Raw genomic sequence first — 24,212 nt, forward strand, 5'->3', positions numbered from 1 at the left:
CTCCCCTCAGACCTGCTCGAGCGCTTCGTTCAATGCGCGCTCCAGGTCAGCCTTGTAGCGCAAATACAGATTGCTTGAACTCTGCCCATCACCGAGCAGGCCCGAGAGGTCCAGGTCGGTGATGTAACAGCGGTAGCGTTCCGTCTCGCGGCGCTGATCGATGATCTCCCGAGCGACCACGCTAAACAGCTGATCGCCAAACTCCAGCTCCGAAAACTCCCGCTGATTGCAATACAACGTGACCTGCACCTGGCCTGGTGCGGCTTTGCCGATGATTGCCTGAACGTCGTAGAACGGTTTATTGACCGGTGTTTGTGGCGCTGGTCGCGCTTCGACCCGACGTGCGCGTCCGGGGCCGGACGGCAATAGTTGGTAATACAAAGTATCGAGGCTCAACGGCTGGGCAGCTTCCATCGGCAGCAAGGCGTCCCGGCGATACAGGATCGATTGCAGGAAACGTTGCAGCGGCACCAGCAGGCTTTGTTCGTCGTGATACGGCAGGCGTTGCTGCCACAGCGCGTTGAATTCATCCAGCACATACAAATCAGCCTGTTGCTCGGTGATCCGGTAGAACACCTGAATGCACTCGGGCTGGCCCATCGGCAACAGCAACGCGAGGTCCTGCTCTTCGAGGGCCATCGGGTCCAGGTGCAGCGGGCTGTAGCTGGCCTGCTCTTCGCCCAGGTAATCGAACAGCGCCGGCAGGGTAGCGAGGGCGATGTGGTTGACCTGACCGGGCACCAGTTCCAGCACGTGGTAATGCTGCTGCACCTGTATCAGATAGCGATGATTGAGCTTGCTCAACAGCAGGTTCTGCGCGGTATCGAGGATTTCTTCGACCCGCCGGGCGATGAACTGCGCACGGTTGTGGCAGAAGCAGCGGACTCGCAAGCGCGGCTGATCCAAGCCCTTTGGCAGGTTGTTGAGGTAGTCGCGCAGGCAATCGAGCAGCGCATGCGGCCCGTCGTAACGGCTGACCAGCACTTCGTTCCAACTGTTGAGCGTGACCTGATCCAGGGTCAGTACCAGGTTTTCCCGCACGCCGGCGTAACTCAGGGAATCGGTACGTTCGGTAGTCATCAAAATGTTCAGGTCGCGGTGATGCTTGAGCGGATCGACCCCGACGTTCACCAGGATCAGCACTTCGCTGGGCATGGCGGCGCGCAGTAATGGCTCCTCGGCAACGGTGGTCAGGGGCAGGGCGACGGTTTGTTGCAGGCTGCCGAGCAGATTGAACAGTTCGAACTCGCTCAAGTCGCTGCTACCGGGGTGCAAGGCCAGGCGAGTGCTGCTGTCGATCACCCCGTTGCGGTGGCTCCAGGTCAGCAGTTCGAGCAATTGGCGGCTGCGTTTGATCGGTGCGAAATGCTCCCACTCGTGGGCGTTCAGGCTGCCGTTGTACAAACCCCATTGGGTTTGCCCGGGTTCTTTCTTGTTTGGCGCCTGCACCAGGGTCAGGGTGTCTTCGGCCAGGTCCGGGGCGATGCCCGGGTTGATGAACTCGACCTTGTCGGCCTTGCGTTCGAATGCCGCGTACAGCCGCCGGCCGAGCACATTGAGGTCACGCTTGTTGATCAGGCTGACGGTTTGTTCGGTACGCGCGAACTGGGTCAGGAAGCGATAGCTGTAATTCAGTTCGTTGACCAAGGCCCGGCGTTCGGCGCTGACCTGGCGGACTTTCCACTGGCTGCGACTGTCGAGCAGCGCCAGTTGCCGCTGATCCCAGTGCCATTCGCTGGCCAGGCGTTCCAGCAGCGAGCGCTGCCAACTCACGGTGCGACTGTTGCTGCCGGTGAGCTTGCGATTGACCTTCAGGTACAGCGCGCGGCGTACCAGTTCCAGGCGCTCCGGTTCGCCACGGGCGGTCAGGTATTCCTCGATGCGCCGGTAGACCACGATGTACGGGTCCAGCTCATCGAGGTCCAGCCGATTGGCGAACACTGCCTGTTTGAAACGCAGGCTCAGGCAGTGGACCTTGGGGTGTTCGCTGGCGTAGACCTCGATCAGCAAGAGCTTGAGCACCGACTTGTAGGGCGATTCGATGCCCTTGAACAACTGCCAGAGCCCGGCACCGATGAACTCTCCCGGCGGAATGTGCGCCAGGTGCCCGAGGTCCAGGGTTTCGTCGGCGCGGATGAAGCGCTTGGAAATCAGCGTGTGGGTGTACTGGAGGTAACCGGCTTCTTCGTAGGTCGGCACCAGCCACCAGATCGGCGTGCGCCCGGCCAGCCAGATCGCCGTGCGATAGAACTCATCCAGCAGCAAGTAATGCTGCGTGGTCCCGCAGTCCTCCGAACTCAGCTGCGTATCGCGCTCGCCGTGCATGAAACGGGTCGGGTCGATCAGGAAGAAATGCGCCTCGGCGCCTTGGCTCGCGGCCCAGGTTTCGAGCAACTGGCATTTTTTGCGCAACTCGCTGAGTTCGCTTTCGCTCAGGTCCGGGCCGTGGCACACCCAAACATCCATATCGCTCTGGTCGGCCTGGGCCAGGGTGCCGAGGCTGCCCATCAGGAACAGGCCATGGATCGGTCGCGGCGGATTGCTGCCGTGGCGTGGCTTGTAGGAAAACGATCGGGTCAGGCGCTGGGCTTCAGCGAGGGTGTTGGTGTCGGGTTCGTAATTCGACAGCCCGGCCGGCGTGCTGCCGGAAACATAGCCCGGCAGAAGCGGATGATTGACGTGGAAAAACAGCGGCAGCAGGGTCAACACCCCTTGCTGGCGCGTCGACAACCCTTCCATGGCACGGGCCATGCGGCCTTCGTTGAGTTTCAGAAAACGGGCGCGCAGCTGACTGAGAACCTTGCGGTCGATTCCCTCGTCCAGATCGGGGCGGATTTCATGGGTGCGGGTCATGTCAGCTCAAACCGGCTCGCGAAGCTCGGACGTGGGGTCTGCGGATGAGGGGCAGTTTAGCGCCTCGGCCCCGGGACTTTTAAGCTGTATTTGTATTTCTGGCGTCAGATTTCTATCGCCAGGCGACGGCAGGCAGCCAAGTGTGCCCGCGGAAATCCCGTAACAGGGGTTTCCGTGGGCGATGCAGGGGGATTCAGGCTGTTTCTTGTATGGTCAGAATGGTCAGCACGGTTTGCACATTTTGCGCGGCGTCACGGCCCAGGCTGGTCAGGTAACCGCCATCGGGCTGGGTGATCAGTTCTTTGTCGAACAGGCGTTGGGCGGCGGCAATGGCCTTAGGGGCAGCGGTCTGATGAATTTTCAAACCTTCCTGGGAACTGTCCAGGTTGAAGAGGGCAAGGATTTCCAGTTCGGCAACCAACTCAGGGGTAAGCGACATAAGGACTCCAGACTTTCTAGGAATTAGACGACAGCGTCCCTAAGGTGAGCCCACTCGTGCGGCATGTCCAGTGCTGGCAGCAGGGTTTTTTCGCCTCGGGAAACATTCCCCGGCGGGTGGTGCGGTGGCGGGGTGTTACCAGTGTAGACAGGGTCTGGAAGAACAGCGCAGATGTTTACTTGTAGGAGCGAGGCTTGCCCGCGAAGCTTTTGGCGTTATCGAGGACGCCTTCGCGGGCAAGCCTCGCTCCTACAGGGTGGGGCGGGCTTACTTCTTCTCTGGCGGCAATTCTGGCAATGCGCGCAACGCGGTTTCGTACCATTCGGTGTTGAACGCGCGGTCTTCTTCGAGGATCGCGTCGATTTCCACTGCCAGCACGTGGGCCATCAGGTTGAGGATTTCTTCACGTTCGTAACCCACCAGGGTCAGCTTGTTGAACGTCGCTTTGGCGGCCGGCGGGTTGTCGCTTTCGATCTGGTTTTCAATCGCTTCGATCAGGGTGTTCTCGGCGAATTCTTCTTCGTCGATCTCGATGTCTGTTGGCTCGCTCATGGCAGGCTCCTCAAGTTAAGGCGGCCAGTTTACCTGCATTCAGCGCTGTGATGCTGCTGGCACGAAACGCCCGGGCGATCTATAAACAGGCACTGCCCACCCCGCACGGCCCGGAGGCTTTGTGATGCTCAAGCTTTATGGATTTTCCGTCAGCAACTACTACAACATGGTGAAACTGGCGCTGCTGGAGAAGGGACTGCCATTCGAAGAAGTGGTGTTTTATCCGGGGCCGACCCCCGAGGCATTGGCCATCAGCCCGCGCGGCAAGGTGCCGGTGCTGGGCGTCGATCAAGGCTTCATCAACGAAACCAGCGTGATCCTCGAATACCTCGAACAAAGCCAGAAAGGCACGCCGCTGCTGTCGAGCGAGCCTTTTGAGCGTGCGCAGGCCCTGGCGCTGGCCAAGGAAATCGAGCTGTACATCGAACTGCCGGGCCGCGCCTGCTACGCCGAAGCCTTCTTCGGTATGACCTTGCCGGACGCGATCAAGGACAAGACCAAAGCCGAGTTGCTGCTGGGTTTTGCTTCTCTGGGCCGGCACGGCAAATTCGCCCCGTATGTCGCGGGTGACAGCCTGAGCATTGCGGATCTGTATTTCCTCTACAGCGTGCCACTGGCCTGTGCGGTCGGGCAGAAGCTGTTCGGAATCGACCTGTTGGCCGAGATGCCGGCGGCCAAGGCGTTGCTGGAACGTCTGGAGCAGAACCCGCATGTGCAGCGGATTGCGGCGGACAAGGAAGCGGCGATGCCAGCGTTTTTGGCGATGGTCGCGTCCAAGAAGTAGGTTTTTTAGCGTCTTCGAGAATGCATTCGCGGGCAAGCCTCGCTCCTACAAGTTCACGCTGATTTCAAAATCAACGTGAACCTGTAGGAGCGAGGCTTGCCCGCGAAGCTTTTGACGGTTTAGCGGCTAGCCAACAACGCCTGACCGCGAGCCACTGCCTGCTTGACCTGTGCCGGCGCAGTCCCGCCGATATGGTCACGGGCATTCACCGAGCCTTCCAGGGTCAGCACGGCAAACACGTCCTGATCGATCTGATCGCTGAACTTGCGCAGTTCTTCCAGGCTCATTTCCGCCAGGTCCTTGCCGCTTTCCACGCCGTACTTCACCGCGTGGCCAACGATTTCGTGGCAGTCACGGAACGGCAGGCCACGGCGCACCAGGTAGTCCGCCAGGTCGGTGGCGGTGGAGAAACCGCGCAGCGCCGCTTCGCGCATCATCGCGTGCTTGGGCTTGATCGCCGGGATCATGTCGGCAAAGGCGCGCAGCGAGTCGCGCAGGGTGTCGGCGGCGTCGAACAGCGGCTCTTTGTCTTCCTGGTTGTCCTTGTTGTAGGCCAGCGGTTGGCCCTTCATCAAGGTCAGCAGGCCCATCAGTGCGCCGAATACACGACCAGTCTTGCCGCGAACCAGCTCCGGCACGTCCGGGTTTTTCTTTTGCGGCATGATCGAGCTGCCGGTGCAGAAGCGGTCCGGCAGATCGATGAACTGGAATTGCGCGCTGGTCCACAGCACCAGTTCTTCGGAGAAACGCGACAAGTGCATCATCGCAATGCTCGCGGCCGAGCAGAATTCGATAGCGAAGTCACGATCGGACACGTTGTCCAGGGAGTTGCCGCCGACGGCGTCGAAACCCAGCAACTGCGCGGTGAACTCACGGTCGATCGGGTAGGTGGTGCCCGCCAGCGCGGCGCTGCCCAGTGGCATGCGGTTGGTGCGCTTGCGGCAGTCCACCAGGCGCTCATAGTCGCGGCTGAGCATTTCGAACCAGGCCAGCATGTGGTGCCCGAAAGTCACTGGCTGCGCGGTTTGCAGGTGGGTGAAGCCCGGCATGATGCTGCCGGCTTCGCGCTCGGCCTGTTCCAGCAGACCTTGTTGCAGGCGGGTGATTTCCGCCAGGATCAGGTCGATCTCGTCACGCAGCCACAGGCGGATGTCGGTGGCCACCTGGTCGTTACGGCTACGCCCGGTGTGCAGCTTTTTACCGGTCACGCCGATGCGGTCGGTCAGGCGCGCCTCGATGTTCATGTGCACGTCTTCGAGGTCGATGCGCCAGTCGAACTGGCCGGCCTCGATTTCACCCTGGATGGTCTTCAGGCCATCGGTGATGCTGTCGCGCTCGGCATCGGTCAGCACGCCGACCTTGGCCAGCATGGTGGCGTGGGCAATCGAACCCATGATGTCGTGGCGATACAGGCGCTGGTCGAAAGTGACGGAGGCGGTGAAGCGGGCGACGAAGGCGTCGACGGGTTCACTGAAGCGGCCGCCCCAGGACTGATTGGTCTTGTCAGTGCTCATGAATTCGCTCGTATCGGCTTGAAGAAAGTTGGCGTTGAACGCTGTGGCGGATAATAACAGGGTTGCCAATCCTGTCGCTGACACTGGTCGATACGTTTTTTTCTCATGTGCCGGCCCATACTTGCGGCAATGTCAGAAGTGATTGCGCAACGATATTTTTCATTTGAGCAATATCGCGCCGCCAACCGTCTACAGTTGGACAGTAGGAACAACGCACTTCTGTGCGTTGCCGCTGCCTATAAAAAGAGGGGGTGTTCATATTGTGTATCAGCAAACCCTACGGCGACGCCTCGCCAACGCGGGCCTGGGCCGCCAATCGCCCCGCAGATGAAAATTTAGCCGCCGGTCTCGCGGCACTTTTTGGCCCTCGCGCCAGTCTTAGCGTGGATCGCGGTGACGGATGTCACTTCACCTGTCTACGCTATCCTTGTGCGAGACTCACGCAGGAATCCAGCGCAATATGAATGTCCTGATCGTTGATGACGAACCCCTAGCCCGCGAGCGCCTGAGCCGAATGGTCGGCGAACTCGAGGGATACAGTGTCATGGAGCCCGGCGCCACGAACGGCGAAGAGGCGTTGGCGCTGATCGACAGCCACAAGCCGGATATCGTGTTGCTCGATGTCCGCATGCCGGGCCTCGATGGCCTGCAAGTGGCTGCACGATTGTGCGAGCGCGAAACACCGCCCGCCGTGGTGTTTTGTACTGGCCCCGATGAATTCGCCGTGGAAGCCTTGCAGGCCAGCGGCGTGGGTTATCTGGTCAAGCCGGTGCGCACCGAGCTGTTGCTCGAAGCCTTGAAGAAGGCCGAGCGGCCCAATCGGGTCCAGCTCGCGGCCCTGACTCGCCCGGCTGCCGAAACCGGCAGCGGCCCACGCAGCCACATCAGTGCCCGTACCCGTAAAGGCATTGAGCTGATCCCGTTGGGTCAGGTGGTCTACTTCATTGCCGACCACAAATACGTGACCTTGCGCCACGAAGGCGGCGAAGTGCTGCTGGACGAACCGCTCAAGGCCCTTGAAGACGAATTCGGCGACCGTTTCGTGCGGATTCACCGCAACGCCCTGGTCGCCCGCGAACGCATCGAACGCCTGCAACGCACGCCGCTGGGGCATTTTCAGCTGTTCCTCAAAGGCCTGAATGGCGATGCGCTGATTGTCAGCCGCCGTCATGTGGCAGGCGTGCGCAAGATGATGCAACAGCTTTAATCCGCCGTTTACAGGCGGATCCCACACCCGATTGCCGGACGTTGAAGGCCAGGGAGGCCGAGCAGTTCCTGATACAAGTCAAAGTGGATTTGGCTGAGCTGTTATTATCCGCCGTATCTATTCAGTACGGATTGATCCATGTCCTCTCGCGAAATCCGCATCGCCACCCGTAAAAGTGCGTTGGCCCTCTGGCAGGCCGAATACGTCAAAGCTCGCCTGGAACAAGCCCATCCGGGCTTGCTGGTAACGTTGGTGCCCATGGTCAGTCGCGGCGACAAGCTGCTCGACTCGCCACTCTCGAAAATCGGCGGCAAGGGCCTGTTCGTCAAGGAACTGGAAACCGCGCTACTGGAAAACGAAGCCGACATCGCCGTGCACTCGATGAAAGACGTGCCGATGGATTTCCCCGAAGGCCTCGGTCTGTTCTGCATCTGCGAGCGCGAAGACCCGCGCGATGCTTTCGTTTCCAACAACTACGCCAGCCTCGATGAATTGCCCCAAGGCAGCATCGTCGGCACGTCCAGCCTGCGTCGTCAGGCCCAGTTGCTGACCCGTCGCCCGGACCTGGAAATCCGTTTCCTGCGCGGCAACGTGAACACGCGCCTGGCCAAGCTCGACGCCGGCGAATACGACGCCATCATTCTCGCTGCGGCGGGTTTGATTCGCCTGGGTTTCGAAGACCGCATCACCTCTGCGATCAGCGTTGATGACAGCCTGCCGGCCGGTGGCCAGGGCGCGGTCGGGATCGAATGCCGCAGCGTCGACAACGAAATCCACGCCTTGCTGGCGCCACTGCATCACCAAGACACCGCCACCCGCGTCACCGCCGAACGTGCCCTCAACAAACATCTGAATGGCGGCTGCCAAGTGCCGATCGCCTGCTACGCCGTGCTTGAAGGCGAGCAGATCTGGTTGCGTGGCCTGGTGGGCGATCCGAGCGGTGGCCTGCTGCTCAACGCCGAAGCCCGCGCGCCGCGCAGTGACGCCGAATCCCTGGGTGTGCAAGTCGCCGAAGACCTGCTGAACCAGGGCGCCGGTGACATTCTGAAAGCGGTCTACGGCGAGGCAGGTCACGAGTGACCGGTTGGCGACTGCTGCTGACGCGCCCCGCAGATGAGTCGGCGGCGCTGAGCAGTGTGTTGGCCGAGAGCGGGGTTTTCAGCAGCTGCCTGCCGCTTTTGGAGATCGAGCCGATTGCCTCCTCTGACACAATGCGTGGAGTGATCCGGGAACTGGATCGCTATTGCGCTGTGATTGTGGTGAGCAAACCGGCGGCCCGGTTCGGCATCGATCTGCTCAGCCAGCAATGGCCGCAGCCTCCGTCGTTGAAATGGTTCACTGTGGGCGCCGCGACCGCGCAAATCCTCGAGGATTTCGGGCTCGATGTGAGCTTCCCGGTGGATGGCGATGACAGCGAAGCCTTGCTCGATCTTCCCGAGTTGCGCGAGGCTATCGCCCGGCCTGATCCGCGCGTATTGATCATGCGCGGGGAGGGTGGCCGCGAGTTGCTGGCTGAGCGTTTGCGTGAGCTTGGTGCTAGTGTCGAGTATCTGGAGTTATACCGTCGCGCACTGCCGCAGTACGCGACAACTGCACTGCCGGACCGGATTGAAGCGGAACGCTTGAACGGGCTGGTGGTCAGCAGTGGACAGGGTTTCGAGCACCTGCACCAGTTGGCCGGCGATGCCTGGCCGCGTTTGGCGCAGTTGCCGTTGTTTGTTCCAAGCCCAAGGGTCGCCGAGCTGGCACGTGCCGCCGGGGCTCAAACAGTTGTGGATTGTCGTGGCGCGAATGCCACGGCTTTGCTGACGGCGTTACGGGAGCAACCCGTACCCGTTCTCTAATGCAAAGGATGGATACGTGAGCGAAACAGTCTTGCCTAAAGATGACGTGCAACCGGTGCTCGATGCACCTGTTGAAACTCCACCACCTGCTGCTGTGCAGCGCAGAGGCAATGGACTCGCAATCGTCGCCCTGTTGCTGGGCGCTGCCGGCGTTGCCGTCGGCGGTTGGGGTGTCTGGCAGGTGCGTCACCTGCAGGCCAGTACCCAGCAGCAATTGAGCGAAGTCCAGGCGCTGAACGATCAGGCCCAGAGCCTCAAGCTCAATGATCAACGCCTGACCGCACGCCTCGAACAACTGCCGGCCGCCGATGAGCTGGAAGACCGCCGCCGTCTGGTGACGCAGTTGCAGGGCGATCAGCAGCGCTTGAATCAGAAACTGGAAACCGTCCTCGGCGCCAGCCGCAAGGATTGGCGTCTGGCCGAGGCCGAGCATCTGCTGCGTCTGGCCAGCCTGCGTCTGTCGGCGCTGCAAGACATCAGCAGCGCTCAAGCCCTGGTGCAGGGCGCCGACGAGATTCTGCGCGAACAGAACGACCCCGGCGCTTTCGCCGCTCGCGAGCAAGTGGCCAAGACCCTGCTGGCCTTGCGCAGCACCGCGCAGCCGGACCGTACCGGGTTGTTCCTGAAACTGGGTGCCTTGCGCGATCAGGTGATCAACCTCACCGAGCTGGCGCCGGAGTACAAAGACCGTGGCGAATCCCTGCTGGGCCTGACCGCCGATGGCGATGGCGCCAGTCGCTGGGCGCAGTGGTGGGACGAGGTCTCGCGCTACATCCGCATCGACTTCAATGCCGACAAAAATGTTCGTCCGTTGCTCGCTGGGCAGAGCCTGAGCCAGGTGCGCCTGGCCCTGAGTCTGGCGCTGGAGCAGGCGCAGTGGGCCGCGCTGAATGGCCAGGCGTCGGTGTATACCCAGGCGCTGACCGAGGCGCGGGATGTGCTCAAGGGTAATTTCAACCCGGACAACCCGCAGAGCAAAGTGATGCTTGAACAGGTTGCTGATCTGGGCACGCAACCGGTCACCGTCGTCACGCCGGACCTGACCGGCACATTGAGCTCGGTCCAGGCGTATCTGGAGCGACGCAATGTCAGTGCCGAGGATTCGATCAAACCGCTGGCCAAACCTGCCGCGAACACTGCGCAGGAGGCCACGCCATGAAACGCCTCTATGTGATCCTGTTCCTGGTCATCGCTGCCGCCGCAGTGCTGGGATTGGCGATTGCCGAGCATTCCGGCTACGTGCTGATCGCCTACAAAAGCTTCCGCTACGAGTCGAGCCTGTGGGCGACCCTGGCTCTGGTGGCGGTGCTTTGGTTGGTGTTCTGGGGTATCAAGGCGTTGATCGAGCTGGTCACGACGTCCGGCGGTGTGGTCAATCCGTGGTCCCGACGCAATCGCAGTCGCCGGGTGCAAGTGGCGATCGAGCATGGTCAGTTGGACTTGGCCGAGGGCCGTTGGGCCAGTGCCCAGCGTCATTTGCATCGGGCGGCTGAAGCCGAGCGCCAACCGCTGCTGTACTACCTCGGCGCGGCCCGCGCTGCCAACGAACAAGGTCACTACGAGGAGTGCGACAAGCTGCTGGAGCGTGCGCTTGATCGCCAGCCCCAGGCCGAGTTGGCGATTGCCTTGAGTCACGCGCAGTTGCAGACCGATCGCGGCGATACAGACGGCGCCCTGGCGACCCTGGAAGCCATGCACGAGCGTCATCCGCACAACGTGCAGACTCTGCGTCAATTGCAGCGCCTGCATCAGCAGCGGGGCGATTGGTCGGCAGTGATTCGCCTGCTCCCGGAGCTGCGCAAGGACAAGGTCCTGCCTGCGGCGGAACTGACTGAACTGGAGCGTCGCGCCTGGGGCGAAAACCTTAGTCTGGCGGCGCATCGCGAAGAAGACGGCACGGTCGGTTTGCAGTCACTCACCCGCGCCTGGCAGCAACTCAGCAATGCGCAGCGCCAGGAACCACAACTGGTGCTGGCCTATGCCGAGCAACTGCGGCAGTTGGGAGCGCAGGCCGAAGCCGAAGAAATTCTGCGTGCAGCGCTCAAGCGCAAGTACGACAGTCATCTTGCGCGCCTTTACGGTCTGGTGCGCGGCAGCGATCCGGCGCGGCAGCTGCAAACCGCCGAGGGCTGGCTCAAGGATCACCCGGCTGATCCGAGTCTGCTGCTGACCTTGGGTCGCCTGTGCCTGCAAAGCAGCCTGTGGGGCAAGGCCCGGGATTATCTGGAAAGCAGCCTTCGACTGCAGCGCAACCCTGAAGCCTGTGCGGAACTGGCCAGGTTGCTGGCGCAACTGGGGGATACCGAGCGCAGTAACCAGTTGTTCCAGGAAGGTCTCGGCCTGCTGGACGAACGCCTGTTGGCGGCGCCGTTGCCGGTACCCGCCCGAGTCTGAACCGACTGTTGAGGCCTGGGTTTGTAGCAGCTGCCGAGCCTGCGAGGCTGCGTTCGGCTGCGAAGCAGTCGTGAAATCAGCCGACGCGGTGTTTCAGGAAGACCGCGTGTTCAGGTTTGACGACTGCTGCGCAGCCGAACGCAGCCTCGCAGGCTCGGCAGCTGCTACATGCCTGGCGCGGGCTTCGGCAGCTGTAGTTTGAGCGGTGAGCCGGTCGGCTAACTTGCTGAATGTTTAGCTTTGTAGTCCCCAGTCGGCATAGTCCTACAAGGGACTACATCGAATCCTCTCGCTTCTGTCGGGAATTCCCTACACTTCTGGTGAAGTGTCCGTGGTGGGCCGTCTTGAAAGGCTGGCGCGCTTTCCTCTACCGTAACCGCCTGTCTCTACTGTTACGGATTAGCCATGTCTTTGGCCTGCTCACGCTCCTTGTTTTTCATGGCTTTCACTGCAGGTGCCCTGGCCTTGGGCGTTTCCTATTACCTGGAATATGCAGTCGGGCTCAAACCTTGCGGGTTGTGTTTATTGCAGCGTTTTTGCCTGGTGCTGCTCATGGTCGTTTGCCTGACGGCTTCGATACATGGCCCGCGCCGATTCGGTTCTTTTGTCTATTGGCTGCTGGGATTGTCCGCGAGCCTGGGCGGCACGGTCGCCGCGTGGCGCCAGGTGTTGTTGCAGAGCGATCCGCAGCTACAACGCTCGGGCTGTTCGCCCAATCTGGATGGCGTGTTCGAGAGCATGCCCTGGGCATGCGCCGTTCAACGGCTGTTCAAGGGCGCCGCCGACTGCGCCGAGATCTCATGGACCCTGTTCGACCTGAGCATCCCGGAATGGAGCCTGTTGTTCTTTGTCGCGATGCTGATCCTGGGGATTTATCAGCTGCTGCGCCATGTCTGGATCGCATGTCTGCGACCGCCCAGCGGCGAGTCGTCGCACCGGGCCATGGCCGGCGATTAAACACTTGTATGAACTTTATCTCCTGCGTACCTTGAAGCCATTGTCGTGCGGGCATAATCTGGCCCGCACGTGTCATTGGATTTATGTTGCTCGATGACGCTCTGCCTGGCCGATTCTTGACCTTCAAGGGTGCGACAGGTGTGGAGCAGCATGACCCACAAGGGAAGAGAGATCACCATGCTCGAAAGTTGTCAGAATGCTCAGGAACGCTGGGGTGGAGTGCATCTGCTGATCGACCGCTGGTTGCAGGAGCGTCACGAACTGGTTCGGGCCTATGATGCTCTCGGCGCCAAGCCTGAGGCTCTGGGCGAGAATCGCAAACCGTTGCAGGAATTCTGCGGCGTGCTGGTCGATTACGTATCGGCGGGGCATTTCGAAATCTACGAACAGCTCACCGGTGAAGCCAAGGCCTTTGGCGACAAGCGTGGTCTTGAGCTGGCCGAGACGATCTACCCGCGCATCGACGTCATCACCGAGAAGCTGCTCGCGTTCAACGACCTGTGCGATGCCGGCAAGTGCGTTGCGGAAAAATTCAAGGAACTGGGCGGCCTGTTGCATGAACGCTTCGAACTGGAAGATTGCCTGATCGAAGTACTGCACACCGCTCACAAGGAAGAGGATTCGGTTCAGGCCTGAATCTCTCCTTCGCAAGACCCAAAAAACGGTGCGCTATGCGCGCCGTTTTTCGTTTTCGCGATTCAGCTTGTGGCACCGCGCAATTCGACTTCGAACACCAGCGGTGTGAACGGCGCGATCAGGTCGCCGGCGCCGTCGGCACCATAGGCCTGGGCCGATGGAATTACCAAACGCCACTTCGCACCCACCGGCATGTTTTGCAGCGCAATGCGCCAACCGGTGATCACGCTATCGAGACTGAACCATTGCGGCTGGCTGTTCTGATCGAACACCGTGCCGTCGGGCAGGCGACCGATGTACAACACCTGGACCTTGCCGTTCGGTCCAGCCTTGGCACCGTTGCCAGGGGTCAACTCGGTCAGCAAAATCCCATCGTCCAATTCGCGAACCCCGGGCCGGGCTTTTTCCTGGGTGAGAAAACGCTGCTCTTTTTCCAGGGCTTCTTCGGTTTGCGGTGCTGGTGTTTGCAAGGCGACCTGGGCTTCGTGGTCGGCAAGGATCTGTTCGATCTGCGCATCTTTCAGCGCCAGGGGTTTGCCTTGATAGGCTTGCTGCAAACCATCGACCAGTGCCTGAAGTTGCAAGTCTGGAACCTCTTGGCGCAAGCGTTCGCCCAGGCTTGCCCCCAGGCTGTAAGCGAGATCGTGAGCGTCATTTCCAGCGGTTTTTTCCGCCGCTTGAGCAACCGAAAAACACACCAGCAAGGATAAAAAAAGGTAACGCGACATGGGCACTCTCCGACCTGAGATGCGGAGGATTATGCCAGTGAGAATGCGTTAAACGGTGAACTGCTTTTGCGTAGATGCAGAACATTTTCGATTCGTTGCAACGTAGTGCTTTGGATACTGTCAACATGCCCTAGCGGCGGTGTCAGCAGAGGTCTAGTATGAGCCGCATTCACGTCAGCCAGGAGGTAAACCATGTCGGCCACCAAGAAGCCTGTAAATACTCCGTTGCACTTACTCCAACAACTCTCGGGCAGCCTGCTCGAGCATTTGGAAACCGCTTGTTCCCAAGCCTTGGCTGATGCTGAAAAACTGCTCGCCAAACTGGAAAAGCAACGCGGAAAAGCGCAGGAAAAACTGCACAAATCCCGTACCAAATTGCAGGACGCTGCGTCCGCCGGTAAGGCCAAGGCACAAGCCAAGGCGAAGGACGGCGTCAAGCAACTCGAAGATCTGCTCGATGCCTTGAAGGATCGTCAGTCCGAGACCCGTGCATACATTCTGCAACTCAAGCGTGACGCTCAAGAAAGCCTGAAACTGGCCCAGGGCGTTGGTCGCGTACAAGAGGCTGTCAGCAAGGCGTTGTCCCTGCGTTCGGCCAAGCCTGCTGCGGCACCTGCCAAGAAAGCCGCTGCCAAACCGGTTGCTGCAAAAGCAGCCGCCAAGCCTGCTGCCAAACCGGCTGCTAAAGCACCGGCCAAAGCCGCAGCAAAACCTGCAGCGAAAAAACCAGTCGCGGCCAGTGCTGCGAAACCAGCTGCTAAAGCGACTGCCGCCAAACCAGCCGCTGCAAAAACCGCTGCTGCCAAGCCGGCTGCAGCGAAAACCGCAGCAGCAAAACCAGCGGCTAAACCTGCTGCAAAAGCGGCCGCTAAACCAGCTGCCAAACCTGCCGCCAAAACCGCAGCAGCGAAACCGGCTGCCAAGCCAGCCGCGAAGCCAGTAGCTGCAAAAGCCGCTGCTAAACCAGCAGCAAAACCAGCAGCAAAACCAGCGGCTAAAACCGCAGCCGCCAAACCAGCTGCCAAGCCTGCCGCCGCTAAACCTGCTGCTGCAAAAACCGCTGCTGCTAAACCTGCCGTTGCCAAACCAGCTGCCACTAAACCGGCTACTGCGAGCGCTGCAAAACCTGCCGCTGCCAAGCCGGCTGCTGCAAAACCAGCTGCAAAACCAGCGGTGAAAAAACCAGCCGCCGCAAAACCAGTCGCGGCTAAACCGGCAAACGCGCCAGTCGCCAAGCCTGCCACCCCGGCTCCGGCAGCATCGCCTGCTCCAGCCGCTACCGCTTCGACAGCGACCGCCGCACCAACTCCGGCTGCCGTGTCGAGCACTGGCACCACCCCAACCAGCGCTTCCTAAGTGCCGGTTACCGCGACGCGCAGCTGATGCAGCGCGTCGCGGTCCAGGTTGGCGGCGCCTGCCGCCACACCTTCCAGCCAGGCCGATCGATCGGTCGTCTCGCCTTGCGGCCAACTTTGGGCCGTGCGCTCCAGTTGCAACAGCAGATGCCGTTCCGATTCCAACTCCAGAGTTTTCACTTGCTCGCGTAATGCGTTGAGTCCGACGTCATCCGCAGCGGCGGCTTTCCATTGCTGACGCAATGTGCGCAACGGCCGCACGACGTTCACTTCCCACGGCCCGGCCACCTGCAAAAGTTGCTGCAAGCGTTGCTCGTCGCAGCTCACCCCCCGTTGTTCCAGCCACAGCCCACACAGCAAAAGGCAGACATTCGCCCCCGCCGACTGCAATTGCAGGCACAGATCTTCAACGCCAGGGCGGGCGTAAGTGCCAAGGGAAAAGCTCCACAGGTCAGAGGACATAGTGCTACTCGCGCCAGTTGCGAGCGAAGCTGGTAGACTCCGCCGCCATTATGATTCGACTTCAGAACCTGACTTTACAGCGTGGCCCGCAACGTCTGCTAGAAGACGCCGAGCTGACCCTGCACGCCGGCCACAAAGCCGGCCTCATCGGTGCCAACGGCGCTGGCAAATCGAGCCTGTTCGCCTTGCTCCTGGGCGACCTGCACCCGGACTCGGGTGATTGCTTCTTGCCGGCGGACTGGCGCATCGCCCACATGCGCCAGGAGATCGACACCCTCGATCGCATCGCGGTCGACTACGTGCTCGATGGCGACCTGCGCCTGCGCGAGGTGCAACGTGACCTCGCCGCGGCCGAAGCGGCGCATGACGGTGCCGCTCAGGCCCGCCTGCACGCCGAACTCGACAGCGCCGACGGTTACACCGCCGATGCCCGGGCGCGCAAGTTGCTCGCGGGCCTGGGGTTCACCAACGATCAGATGGATCGTCAGGTAGGAGATTTCTCCGGTGGCTGGAGGATGCGTCTGAATCTGGCGCAGGCATTGATGTGCCCTTCGGACCTGTTGCTGCTCGACGAACCGACCAACCACTTGGACCTCGACGCCATCATCTGGCTCGAAGACTGGCTCAAGAGCTATCCCGGCACTTTGATGCTGATCTCCCACGACCGGGACTTCCTCGATGCCGTGGTCGATCACGTGGCCCACGTCGATCAGCGCAAGATCACCCTGTATCGCGGCGGCTACAGCGCCTTCGAACGTGCGCGTGCCGAGCGTCTGGCCCAGCAACAGCAGGCCTACGAGAAGCAGCAGGCGCAACGTGCGCACATGGAAAGCTACATCGCCCGCTTCAAGGCCCAGGCCACCAAGGCCCGTCAGGCCCAGAGCCGGATCAAGGCGCTGGAGCGGATGGAAGAGCTGTCCGCCGCCCACGTCGATTCGCCGTTCGACTTCGTGTTCCGCGAATCGCACAAAATCTCCAGCCCGCTGATTGATATCTCCGACGCCCGATTGGGCTATGGCGAGCGCGCCGTGCTGGAGAAGGTCAAGCTGCAACTGACCCCTGGCGCACGTATTGGCCTGCTCGGCCCCAACGGCGCGGGTAAATCGACCCTGATCAAAAACCTCGCCGGTGAACTCGCGCCGCTGTCCGGTCGCCTGACCCGTGGCGAGAACACCGTGGTCGGCTACTTTGCCCAGCATCAGCTGGACTCGCTGGACTCCAAGGCCAGCCCGTTGCTGCACATGCAGCGCCTGGCGCCGACCGAGCGCGAGCAAACGTTGCGCGACTTCCTCGGTGGTTTCGACTTCCGTGGTGCGCGCATCGATGAGCCGGTGCTGAATTTCTCCGGCGGCGAAAAGGCCCGACTGGCACTGGCGTTGATCGCCTGGGGCCGCCCGAACCTATTGTTGCTCGACGAACCGACCAACCACCTGGACCTGGAAATGCGCCTGGCGCTGACCATGGCGTTGCAGGAGTTTAGCGGTGCGGTATTGGTGGTCTCCCACGATCGTCATTTGCTCAAAAGCACCACCGACAATTTCTATTTGGTGGCGGACGGCAAGGTCGAAGAGTTCGACGGCGACCTGGAAGACTACACCCGCTGGCTGGTGGACTATCGCCAGCGCAACGCCCCGGTCAGCAACACCCCGGTGAACCCGGACAAGACCGACAAGAAGGCCCAGCGTCAGGCTGCTGCTGCGTTGCGTCAGCAACTGGCACCGCACAAACGCGAAGCCGACAAGCTCGAAGCCGAGCTGGGCAAGCTGCACGAGAAACTGGCGAAGATCGACGCCAGCCTCGGCGACAGCGATATCTACGAACCGGCGCGCAAGAACGAACTGCGTGATCTGTTGGCCGAACAGGCCAAGCTCAAGGTCCGTGAAGCGGAGCTGGAAGAGTCCTGGATGGAAGCCCTGGAACTGCTGGAAAGCATGCAGGCGGAGCTGGAGGCGCTGTCCTGATGGAAGCTTTCAAACTGCCGCTGCCGCCGATGTGGGTCGAGCCGATCTGGCTCGGCGTGCAAATCCTGCTGATCCTGCTGGCGGGTTACCTCGCCCAACGCTTCGTTGCCAAATGCCTGACCCGCCTGGGCGAGCGCTATCCGTTTCCGCCGCAACTGCTGATGCCGCTGCGCGGCGGTCTGCGCTGGCTGATCATGGGCAGCGCGTTGATCTTTGTGCTGGAACGCCTCGGCGTCTCGGCCACGGTGCTCTGGACTGCGTTGTCCGGGTTCGTGGCGGTGGCGGCGGTGGCGTTCTTCGCCATGTGGAGCGTGCTCTCCAATCTGCTATGCGCGATTCTGATCTTCACTGTCGGCCCGTTCCGCATCGGTGATGTGGTCGAGTTGGTGGACACCCTCGACAAGCCTGGCGTCAAAGGCCGGGTGGTGGCGATCAATCTGCTGTTTACCACATTGATTGAGGCGGAAGAGGCCGGGACTGGCAGTGCGATGGTGCAAGTGCCGAACAGCCTGTTCTTCCAGCGCTCGGTTCGGCGGTGGCGGGGGACTGATGTGTTTCCTTCCAGCGGGTTTGAAAAGTAAGTTTTCTGTTGCCTGATACACCGCCATCGCGAGCAAGCTCGCTCCCACAGTGGATCTTCAGTGCCCCGGTTTTTGTGAACAACTGAGATCCACTGTGGGAGCGGGCTTGCTCACGAAGAGGCCCTCACAGCCGCAAACGCTGGTCGCCTGTCCCCACTGTCCTACAAAAAATCGGTAGTCATCCGCCCAAAGCCGCATTAGCTTAGACGTCTGTCACGAGTCTGAGTCGAGGTGTGCGATGGTGCTTCAAACATGGCTGGCGTTTTTTGCCGCCTGCTGGGTGATCAGTCTGTCTCCCGGTGCCGGCGCGATTGCGTCGATGTCCAGCGGCTTGCGCTATGGTTTTTGGCGCGGTTACTGGAACGCCCTGGGCCTGCAACTGGGCCTGGCGGTGCAGATTGCGATTGTCGGCTTGGGCGTGGGAGCGATTCTCACGGCTTCGGCGACGGCGTTCTATGCGATCAAATGGTTCGGTGTGGCGTATCTGGTTTACCTGGCGGTCAAGCAATGGCGGGCACTGCCCAGCGACATGAGCGACGACGGGGCGGTGCGGCAGATTGGCAAGCCGTTGGCCCTGGTGTTCCGGGGTTTTCTGGTGAACATCAGTAACCCCAAGGCATTGGTGTTCATGCTGGCGGTGTTGCCGCAGTTCATTGATCCCCATGCGCCGCTACTGGCCCAGTACCTGATCATTGGCGTGACCATGGTCTGTGTCGACCTGATCGTCATGGCCGGTTACACCGGGCTGGCGGCCAAAGTGCTGCGCCTGTTGCGCACGCCCAAACAGCAGAAACGCATGAACCGCACGTTTGCCGGGTTGTTCATTGGCGCTGCGGCGTTCATGGCGACGCTGCGCAAAGCCGTGGTGTAAAACCGCCAGGCACAAAAAAGGCGACCTTTTCAGGTCGCCTTTTTCGTTTGCCTTGCACTCATTGTGGCGAGGGAGCTTCTGTGGCGAGGGGGCTTGCCCCCGTTGAGGTGCGAAGCGCCTCCAAAATGGGACCGCTACGCAGTCCAACGGGGGCAAGCCCCCTCACCACAGAAGCCCCTCACCACATTGGTATCAGCGCAAAATTACCGGTGCAGTATCGCGCGGCAGATTGTTGCGTTGAGCCGGCTCGCGAGGCTGTTCATAACTAGGGCCACCCAGCTGTTGGCTCAGTTGCCCGGCCACGTCTTCGCCCAACGCCTTGGACACATCACGCACCACCCGAGGACGGTTCAGCGAGATTTTGATGTCCCGGCCATTCACCAGTTTAGTGTCCTGGCCTTCACCCATCGCCGTGAAGGCCGAGGTGATTTCGAAGGTCTTGGTGTTGATCAGGCTGAAATCCGCCACCAAGGTCAGCCCCAGCACCGCCGAATAGCTGTCGGTGTTGGCCAGCTCGTTCATGTCCTGGGTGAAGTCGATGTCCGACACGGTGCCAAACAGCACATAGTCCGCGCCCTTGAAGTTGCCAGCCTTGATCCGCTTGATCACATCGTAGATGTCACCCTTGGACGAGGCGGTATAAGGCGTGCCCTGAATCAGCTGGAACATGCCGGTGCGCAGGATTTCACCCTTGATGTCGCCAGTGAATTTACGCAGCTCGGCCTGTTCGATGTAGCTGGTGGTGGCTTCGAACTCGTTGTAGTTCGACGAACCGCTGGAGCTGTAATAGCCCTCGCGGTAATTGTTCTGCGCCGAGACGATGTGGATGTACTGCTCCACTCGCTCCTGGTATGCCAGATCCGTGACCGCAACTTTCGGGGCCGCTTGCACGCTGAACGCGCAAGCCAGGGCCATCATGCCAATCCATGTGCGCATTGATTAACGCTCCGTGGTTTTGCGGATCTCTTTTTCGTCCATCCACTCGGCCAGACCGCTTTCAACGTCGATCAATTGCAGGCTGAATTTGTAGAAGACGTCCTTGTAGTCGGCGCTGCGCTTGACGATCGAGCTGATCGAACCTTCGATGCGGTACTTGGCAGCAATCATGTTGCCGGTCTTGGCGACAGTGCTTTTCTTGTACAGGCCGCTCTGGTTTTGCAGCTTGAGCTGGTCAACCTGGCTTTGCATCGCGTTGTTGTCGCTGGCGAAGCGCGCGACACCGGTTTTCATCAGCTGGGTCTTGATGCTGGTGGTGATTTCGCGGGTATCGATGTACTCGCTGGTCTTGTTCTTCACGTCGTAGACCTGAACCACCGGGCGGCCCTGCATGATGCCGGACTGGGCCAGGGAGCGGGTCATGGACTCGGCGATCATCTGCAGGTCGGTGGAACCGAACTCGTTGGTCACGGTTTCCACAGCCTTGGTGTCACCGTAGCTGATGTTCTTGCTGCCCAGGGTCGGCGAAGTGTTGGCGCAGCCGCTGGCCAGGAGGGCGAGAACGGCGATGAACGAAAAGCGTGCAAACATGGGAATGCTCTCTAGAACTGAACGAATAGGGTCGGGTTAAGGCGTCTTGATTTCGAGACGGAAATCCACGGCTTTGGCGGTCGGTGCGATGGCCTGGATGAAACTGGTCTGCTCGCCGTACATCATCTGGCTTTTCCAGGTTTCTTCTTCCGCGATCGGGAAGCCTTCAGGACCGAGCCAGGCAAAACGGTAGTAGAAGGTCTTGTTGTTGAAGCTGGTGTTGCTCAGCTGCACATTGACCGTCTGGAAGCCGTTTTCCCGGGCGACGCGCATGGCGCCGACCACGATGTTCTTGAGCTTGCCCATGGCCACGACTTTGCTGGCGGCGCTGCCCGGCTCTGGTGGTGGCGGGGTGGCGCACCCGGCCAACAAGGCCAGGGCGACAACGGCGATGAGTTTGAAGCGCATGCAAAGACTCCGTTCTTAAGGTTGTTTGAAGCTGGCCACGGCGGTCGGGTTGGCACTCGTGATCACGTGTGCAGCCAGGCCGCCGGCGAATACCTGATTACCCACGGCGCGCAGGCTGATGACCTGATAACGCTGATCCACGGTGATCTTGACCACCGAGCCGCCGACGGCGCTCGGCAGGGTGACTTGGTGTTCACCTTTCTTCAAGCGCAGACGCACCACTTGGGTGTTGTCCGGCAGGGTGCGCCACGTACGGGTATCGGCACCTTCCAGCACAGCTGAAGAAATACCCACCGCCAGGCCGGCCAGCGGGTTGGTTTCGTTGATCTTCTTCTGGGCCACGCCTTTGGTCACGGCGCGCACGGTGGTGCGCAGAATGATGCCCGGCATGTCGTCACGCAATGCGCGGCGCGACATGGCGGTGGTGCTGTTGAGCTGGGTCAGGTTCAACTGCTGACCGTCTACGCCGATCTGGGCGAATGCCGGGGTCGAGGTGTCCGGCTTGATGATCGGGAACGACAGCGGGGTGATCACGAGCTGGTTGCTGATTGGCAATGGCAGCGGAATGCGGATCGAGTCACGGGACGGCGCCAGGCCGCTCTGCACCACGATCAGGATGTCGCTGTCGTCAGTCTTGGCCGGCTTGTCGAGGTTGACCAGTGCCTGCTCCAGCAGCGGGGTGTTCGGGCGCAGTTCGGCGGCTTTGCGGTAACCCGGCGCGGCGAGGTCTTTTTCACCCAAGGCTTCGTAGACGTAACCGGCCAGGTAATGGCTGAACGCACTCTGGTAGCTGTTTTTCAGGCTGACCACGTCCGGCGCGTCGAGGCTGGCGACCGGGTAACCCTGCAGGTCTTTGTACTGGGTCTTGATGCCTTCTTTCTCGGCCTCGTTTTCGCTCTTGAGGTATTCCTTGTCGCGCAAATCGGCGATCACGGCTTCGCGTTCGTGGGTCTTCTTGATCGACGTGCGCGCGCCGTCGAAGTCATTCACCGCCAGCAGGTTCAGGGCCATCTGGGTGGTCAGCATGACTTTTTCGTAGTCGTAGCCTTCGTAGCGACGGACCTTGTCGTTGACCAGGAAGCTGCCGAACTGCGCCAGGTACTTGTCGGTATCAAGCTTGACCGAGTCTTCCCACTTGCCCACCACCTGATCGGCGCTGGTCCAGGCATTCTGGCTGCCGGACAGGTCGCCCTTGGCGCGCAGCAGTTCACCCTTCTCGAAGTAATAGAGCAGGTCTTTGTCCGGGCCGGAGTTGTTCTTTTCCAGCATCGTCAGCGCCGCGTCGACATTGCCGGCGGCCAGTTGCTGGTTGGTTTGTGCGAGTTCGGAGTCGTAGTTGCGAAAGGCGGAACAGCCGGAGAGCAAGGTGACTGCACTGAGTGCGATCGAGGTAAGGGCGCGAGAGGCCATAAGGGTACTTCTTCCCTGAGTAGAAGCAGCCGCGCGTGCTGGTCGGGCTGTTGGGACCTATCGGCAGGGAGACTGGCGTCCTGCCAATTCCTCAAAAAGAGGAGCTTAAATGCCGCGGCGCAATCGCGAGGCGGCGGCATTATAAGCTCGGATGCTGGCCATGTAGTGGCTTTTTAATTACATTTTTTCACAACGTGCCACTACTTATTTCAGACCTGATACCACGGTGCTGTCTGGCGCAGAGGAAGGTTCGAAAGCCACGCCGTTGCTGAAGATCCGCCCACCCAGTGCTCGCAGGCCGATGACTTGATGGTTCTGATCGATGCGGATTTTCAGCGGCGCGGCGCCCGGAGCGTTGGGCAAGCTGATCAGGTGCTCGCCTTTTTTCAGGTGCAGACGCACCACTTGGGTGATGTTGGGCAAGGTGCGCCAAGTCCGGGTGTCCGCGTGCTCAAAGCCATCATGCTGCGTCACGTAGGAGGCTTTGCTTGGGTCGCGCCGGTTATCGGTACCCTGAACGTCAGCCGCCAGGAAGGCGCGATAGGCGGTGCGCTGAATAATGCCGGGCATGTCGTCGCGCAATGTCCGCAGCGACATGTCGGTGATGCTGTTGACGAGGATCAGTGGCTGTTTGTGCCCGTCGACGGTCATCTGTGTGAATGCCGGGGTCGAGGTGTCGGGCACCATCACCGGAAACGAAACGTTGGCGACGATGACCTGGCCGTCTTGCAGGCGAACCGGATAGGGCACCCGAACCGAACTGCGCGCCGGCGCCAGGCCGCTTTGAACAATGATCAACACATCACTTTCATTGGCTTTGATGGCTGGTTTGTCGAGTTCGCGCAAGGCCTGTTGAAAGAAGGGCAGGTCGGGTCGCAACTCGATGGCCTGGCGATAACCGGGTGCCGCGAGGTCACGCTCGCCCAGCGCTTCATAGGTAAACCCGGCCAGGTAGTGGCTGAACGCGCTTTGATAGCCGTTTTTCAGCGCGATGACGGAGGGCGCATCGAGGGTGGCCACGGGGTAGCCCTGAAGATCCTTGTAGTGCACGCGAACGCCCTGGGCCTTGGCTTGTTCCTCGACTTGCTCGTATTGTTTTTCCCACTGGCGTGCGATCAGTGCTTCGCGCTCGTGGGTTTTCTTGATATCGGCGCGGGCACCATCGAAGTCATTCACGGCCAACTGGTTCAGGGCCATTTGCGTGGTCAGCATGACCTTTTCATAGTCGTAGCCATCGTAGCGACGCAGTTTGTCATTGATGATGCTGCCCCAATGATCGCCCATCGCGGAAAGAAGTTGAGTGCCGGTGGATTCAACGGTGTCCTGGCGCTGAATCACCATTTGCTCCGCGCTGCGCCAGGCCACCTGACTTTGCGCAATCTCGCCGGCGGCACTCAGGACGGCACCTTTTTCGAAGTAATAGAGCAGATCCCGATCTTCTTGTGGGTTGTGCAGTTCCAGCAATTGGAGAGCGCCCTGCGGATTTCCAGCTTTCAACTGGTCAGTCGTTTGCGCCAGTTCCAAGTCGTAGTTGCGATAGGCGGCGCAACCGGTCAGTTGCAGGGCGAGGCTTAGCAACAGCGAGAAATAGAGGTGTGAGCGCATGGACGATGATTCTTCCCTGATCGGATACCGCGAGGAGATGGCAATTCGCCGCTGAATTTATACGCAGCCGTGCAGGAAACGCCAACAAAGCTTGAGTGAAAGCCATTGGAAGTTAACAATGTGT

General features: G+C 60.5%; 23 protein-coding genes. 12 read left to right on the forward strand and 11 right to left on the reverse strand.

The features are described from left to right. Window positions 1-6: 6 nt before the first annotated feature. The 3 genes from ACIOYV_RS17695 to ACIOYV_RS17705 form a co-directional block, all read right to left on the reverse strand. On the reverse strand, window positions 7-2,853 hold the full coding sequence (locus ACIOYV_RS17695; RefSeq protein WP_401325568.1) for a class I adenylate cyclase: 2,847 nt from the start codon (window positions 2,851-2,853) through the stop codon (window positions 7-9). A 193-nt stretch (window positions 2,854-3,046) separates the two neighbouring features. Beyond that, window positions 3,047-3,292 carry a TIGR02647 family protein gene (locus tag ACIOYV_RS17700; protein WP_401325571.1) on the reverse strand — a complete coding sequence of 82 codons (246 nt, stop codon included), beginning with the start codon at window positions 3,290-3,292 and terminating at the stop codon, window positions 3,047-3,049. 267 nt (window positions 3,293-3,559) lie between these two features. After that, window positions 3,560-3,844, reverse strand: coding sequence for a hypothetical protein (locus ACIOYV_RS17705; protein WP_007894899.1), 285 nt, complete (start codon window positions 3,842-3,844; stop codon window positions 3,560-3,562). A 124-nt stretch (window positions 3,845-3,968) separates the two neighbouring features. Between ACIOYV_RS17705 and ACIOYV_RS17710 the strand changes: the two genes are divergently transcribed. Beyond that, complete coding sequence (locus ACIOYV_RS17710) at window positions 3,969-4,628, forward strand: glutathione S-transferase family protein (RefSeq protein WP_401325574.1); 660 nt, start codon at window positions 3,969-3,971, stop codon at window positions 4,626-4,628. 119 nt (window positions 4,629-4,747) lie between these two features. Here the strand turns inward: ACIOYV_RS17710 and argH are convergent, their stop codons facing one another. Continuing rightward, the gene (gene argH / locus ACIOYV_RS17715) at window positions 4,748-6,142 is read right to left on the reverse strand and encodes an argininosuccinate lyase (RefSeq protein ID WP_054048536.1); all 1,395 of its coding nucleotides are present in this window, start codon (window positions 6,140-6,142) and stop codon (window positions 4,748-4,750) included. Window positions 6,143-6,602: 460 nt separating this feature from the next. On the opposite strand from argH, the gene ACIOYV_RS17720 reads away from it, so the two are divergent. The 7 genes from ACIOYV_RS17720 (at window position 6,603) to rsd (ending at window position 13,180) form a co-directional block, all read left to right on the forward strand. Continuing rightward, window positions 6,603-7,349, forward strand: coding sequence for a LytTR family DNA-binding domain-containing protein (locus tag ACIOYV_RS17720; protein WP_054048538.1), 747 nt, complete (start codon window positions 6,603-6,605; stop codon window positions 7,347-7,349). A 138-nt stretch (window positions 7,350-7,487) separates the two neighbouring features. Continuing rightward, on the forward strand, window positions 7,488-8,429 hold the full coding sequence (gene hemC / locus ACIOYV_RS17725; RefSeq protein WP_401325577.1) for a hydroxymethylbilane synthase: 942 nt from the start codon (window positions 7,488-7,490) through the stop codon (window positions 8,427-8,429). Beyond that, on the forward strand, window positions 8,426-9,193 hold the full coding sequence (locus ACIOYV_RS17730) for a uroporphyrinogen-III synthase (protein WP_401325580.1): 768 nt from the start codon (window positions 8,426-8,428) through the stop codon (window positions 9,191-9,193). Before hemC ends, ACIOYV_RS17730 begins: the two co-directional genes overlap by 4 nt. Before the next feature lie 16 nt (window positions 9,194-9,209). Beyond that, window positions 9,210-10,352, forward strand: coding sequence for a uroporphyrinogen-III C-methyltransferase (locus ACIOYV_RS17735; RefSeq protein WP_401325582.1), 1,143 nt, complete (start codon window positions 9,210-9,212; stop codon window positions 10,350-10,352). Further along, the gene (locus tag ACIOYV_RS17740) at window positions 10,349-11,587 is read left to right on the forward strand and encodes a heme biosynthesis protein HemY (protein WP_401325585.1); all 1,239 of its coding nucleotides are present in this window, start codon (window positions 10,349-10,351) and stop codon (window positions 11,585-11,587) included. The genes ACIOYV_RS17735 and ACIOYV_RS17740 overlap by 4 nt, the downstream gene beginning before the upstream one ends. Before the next feature lie 405 nt (window positions 11,588-11,992). Beyond that, window positions 11,993-12,544 carry a disulfide bond formation protein B gene (locus tag ACIOYV_RS17745; RefSeq protein ID WP_401325588.1) on the forward strand — a complete coding sequence of 184 codons (552 nt, stop codon included), beginning with the start codon at window positions 11,993-11,995 and terminating at the stop codon, window positions 12,542-12,544. Window positions 12,545-12,721: 177 nt separating this feature from the next. Beyond that, window positions 12,722-13,180 (forward strand): sigma D regulator, encoded by a 459-nt coding sequence (gene rsd / locus ACIOYV_RS17750; protein WP_163910697.1) that lies wholly within the window; start codon window positions 12,722-12,724, stop codon window positions 13,178-13,180. A gap of 62 nt (window positions 13,181-13,242) precedes the next feature. Here rsd and ACIOYV_RS17755 read toward each other — a convergent pair whose 3' ends face one another. Then, window positions 13,243-13,908 carry an FKBP-type peptidyl-prolyl cis-trans isomerase gene (locus ACIOYV_RS17755; RefSeq protein ID WP_401325590.1) on the reverse strand — a complete coding sequence of 222 codons (666 nt, stop codon included), beginning with the start codon at window positions 13,906-13,908 and terminating at the stop codon, window positions 13,243-13,245. Between the two features lie 192 nt (window positions 13,909-14,100). Here ACIOYV_RS17755 and ACIOYV_RS17760 point away from each other — a divergent pair, with 192 nt between their 5' ends. Next, window positions 14,101-15,264: an AlgP family protein gene (locus ACIOYV_RS17760; RefSeq protein ID WP_401325593.1), complete on the forward strand. Its 1,164-nt coding sequence runs from the start codon at window positions 14,101-14,103 to the stop codon at window positions 15,262-15,264. Here the strand turns inward: ACIOYV_RS17760 and ACIOYV_RS17765 are convergent. Further along, window positions 15,261-15,725: a TIGR02444 family protein gene (locus ACIOYV_RS17765; protein ID WP_401325596.1), complete on the reverse strand. Its 465-nt coding sequence runs from the start codon at window positions 15,723-15,725 to the stop codon at window positions 15,261-15,263. The genes ACIOYV_RS17760 and ACIOYV_RS17765 overlap by 4 nt on opposite strands. Window positions 15,726-15,775: 50 nt before the next feature. Between ACIOYV_RS17765 and ACIOYV_RS17770 the strand changes: the two genes are divergently transcribed. The 3 genes from ACIOYV_RS17770 to ACIOYV_RS17780 all read left to right on the forward strand — a co-directional run bounded on the left by ACIOYV_RS17770 (window position 15,776) and on the right by ACIOYV_RS17780 (window position 19,138). Continuing rightward, window positions 15,776-17,686, forward strand: a complete 1,911-nt coding sequence (locus tag ACIOYV_RS17770) for an ATP-binding cassette domain-containing protein (protein ID WP_163910708.1) — start codon at window positions 15,776-15,778, stop codon at window positions 17,684-17,686. Then, window positions 17,686-18,267, forward strand: a complete 582-nt coding sequence (locus tag ACIOYV_RS17775; RefSeq protein ID WP_163910711.1) for a mechanosensitive ion channel family protein — start codon at window positions 17,686-17,688, stop codon at window positions 18,265-18,267. The genes ACIOYV_RS17770 and ACIOYV_RS17775 overlap by 1 nt, the downstream gene beginning before the upstream one ends. Window positions 18,268-18,505: 238 nt before the next feature. Then, window positions 18,506-19,138 (forward strand): LysE family transporter, encoded by a 633-nt coding sequence (locus tag ACIOYV_RS17780; RefSeq protein WP_054044690.1) that lies wholly within the window; start codon window positions 18,506-18,508, stop codon window positions 19,136-19,138. Between the two features lie 192 nt (window positions 19,139-19,330). On the opposite strand, the gene ACIOYV_RS17785 is transcribed toward ACIOYV_RS17780, so the two are convergent. The 5 genes from ACIOYV_RS17785 to ACIOYV_RS17805 all read right to left on the reverse strand — a co-directional run bounded on the left by ACIOYV_RS17785 (window position 19,331) and on the right by ACIOYV_RS17805 (window position 24,088). After that, the gene (locus ACIOYV_RS17785) at window positions 19,331-20,074 is read right to left on the reverse strand and encodes a penicillin-binding protein activator LpoB (protein WP_163910717.1); all 744 of its coding nucleotides are present in this window, start codon (window positions 20,072-20,074) and stop codon (window positions 19,331-19,333) included. Between the two features lie 3 nt (window positions 20,075-20,077). Then, window positions 20,078-20,665 carry a penicillin-binding protein activator LpoB gene (gene lpoB / locus ACIOYV_RS17790; RefSeq protein WP_054044687.1) on the reverse strand — a complete coding sequence of 196 codons (588 nt, stop codon included), beginning with the start codon at window positions 20,663-20,665 and terminating at the stop codon, window positions 20,078-20,080. A gap of 36 nt (window positions 20,666-20,701) precedes the next feature. Further along, window positions 20,702-21,073: a YcfL family protein gene (locus ACIOYV_RS17795; RefSeq protein ID WP_054044685.1), complete on the reverse strand. Its 372-nt coding sequence runs from the start codon at window positions 21,071-21,073 to the stop codon at window positions 20,702-20,704. A gap of 15 nt (window positions 21,074-21,088) precedes the next feature. Continuing rightward, entirely contained in the window at window positions 21,089-22,483 is a 1,395-nt protein-coding gene (locus ACIOYV_RS17800; RefSeq protein WP_401325603.1) for a COG3014 family protein, read from the reverse strand. Window positions 22,484-22,687: 204 nt separating this feature from the next. After that, a complete protein-coding gene (locus ACIOYV_RS17805) occupies window positions 22,688-24,088 on the reverse strand; it encodes a COG3014 family protein (protein WP_401325605.1) in 1,401 nt (466 codons plus the stop codon). Window positions 24,089-24,212 lie beyond the last annotated feature (124 nt).

It is taken from the genome of Pseudomonas sp. NPDC087342, assembly GCF_044744265.1.
In the GTDB taxonomy this organism is placed as follows: Bacteria; Pseudomonadota; Gammaproteobacteria; order Pseudomonadales; family Pseudomonadaceae; genus Aquipseudomonas; species Aquipseudomonas nunensis.

What these genes read in the sequence shown, in the direction of transcription:
- ACIOYV_RS17695 (WP_401325568.1), bottom strand. Translation starts at nt 2,853, where the DNA reads ATGACCCGCACCCATGAAATCCGCCCCGATCTGGACGAGGGAATCGAC.
- ACIOYV_RS17700 (WP_401325571.1), bottom strand. Translation starts at nt 3,292, where the DNA reads ATGTCGCTTACCCCTGAGTTGGTTGCCGAACTGGAAATCCTTGCCCTC.
- ACIOYV_RS17705 (WP_007894899.1), bottom strand. Translation starts at nt 3,844, where the DNA reads ATGAGCGAGCCAACAGACATCGAGATCGACGAAGAAGAATTCGCCGAG.
- ACIOYV_RS17710 (WP_401325574.1), top strand. Translation starts at nt 3,969, where the DNA reads ATGCTCAAGCTTTATGGATTTTCCGTCAGCAACTACTACAACATGGTG.
- argH (WP_054048536.1), bottom strand. Translation starts at nt 6,142, where the DNA reads ATGAGCACTGACAAGACCAATCAGTCCTGGGGCGGCCGCTTCAGTGAA.
- ACIOYV_RS17720 (WP_054048538.1), top strand. Translation starts at nt 6,603, where the DNA reads ATGAATGTCCTGATCGTTGATGACGAACCCCTAGCCCGCGAGCGCCTG.
- hemC (WP_401325577.1), top strand. Translation starts at nt 7,488, where the DNA reads ATGTCCTCTCGCGAAATCCGCATCGCCACCCGTAAAAGTGCGTTGGCC.
- ACIOYV_RS17740 (WP_401325585.1), top strand. Translation starts at nt 10,349, where the DNA reads ATGAAACGCCTCTATGTGATCCTGTTCCTGGTCATCGCTGCCGCCGCA.
- ACIOYV_RS17745 (WP_401325588.1), top strand. Translation starts at nt 11,993, where the DNA reads ATGTCTTTGGCCTGCTCACGCTCCTTGTTTTTCATGGCTTTCACTGCA.
- rsd (WP_163910697.1), top strand. Translation starts at nt 12,722, where the DNA reads ATGCTCGAAAGTTGTCAGAATGCTCAGGAACGCTGGGGTGGAGTGCAT.
- ACIOYV_RS17755 (WP_401325590.1), bottom strand. Translation starts at nt 13,908, where the DNA reads ATGTCGCGTTACCTTTTTTTATCCTTGCTGGTGTGTTTTTCGGTTGCT.
- ACIOYV_RS17760 (WP_401325593.1), top strand. Translation starts at nt 14,101, where the DNA reads ATGTCGGCCACCAAGAAGCCTGTAAATACTCCGTTGCACTTACTCCAA.
- ACIOYV_RS17765 (WP_401325596.1), bottom strand. Translation starts at nt 15,725, where the DNA reads ATGTCCTCTGACCTGTGGAGCTTTTCCCTTGGCACTTACGCCCGCCCT.
- ACIOYV_RS17770 (WP_163910708.1), top strand. Translation starts at nt 15,776, where the DNA reads ATGATTCGACTTCAGAACCTGACTTTACAGCGTGGCCCGCAACGTCTG.
- ACIOYV_RS17775 (WP_163910711.1), top strand. Translation starts at nt 17,686, where the DNA reads ATGGAAGCTTTCAAACTGCCGCTGCCGCCGATGTGGGTCGAGCCGATC.
- ACIOYV_RS17780 (WP_054044690.1), top strand. Translation starts at nt 18,506, where the DNA reads ATGGTGCTTCAAACATGGCTGGCGTTTTTTGCCGCCTGCTGGGTGATC.
- ACIOYV_RS17785 (WP_163910717.1), bottom strand. Translation starts at nt 20,074, where the DNA reads ATGCGCACATGGATTGGCATGATGGCCCTGGCTTGCGCGTTCAGCGTG.
- lpoB (WP_054044687.1), bottom strand. Translation starts at nt 20,665, where the DNA reads ATGTTTGCACGCTTTTCGTTCATCGCCGTTCTCGCCCTCCTGGCCAGC.
- ACIOYV_RS17795 (WP_054044685.1), bottom strand. Translation starts at nt 21,073, where the DNA reads ATGCGCTTCAAACTCATCGCCGTTGTCGCCCTGGCCTTGTTGGCCGGG.
- ACIOYV_RS17800 (WP_401325603.1), bottom strand. Translation starts at nt 22,483, where the DNA reads ATGGCCTCTCGCGCCCTTACCTCGATCGCACTCAGTGCAGTCACCTTG.
- ACIOYV_RS17805 (WP_401325605.1), bottom strand. Translation starts at nt 24,088, where the DNA reads ATGCGCTCACACCTCTATTTCTCGCTGTTGCTAAGCCTCGCCCTGCAA.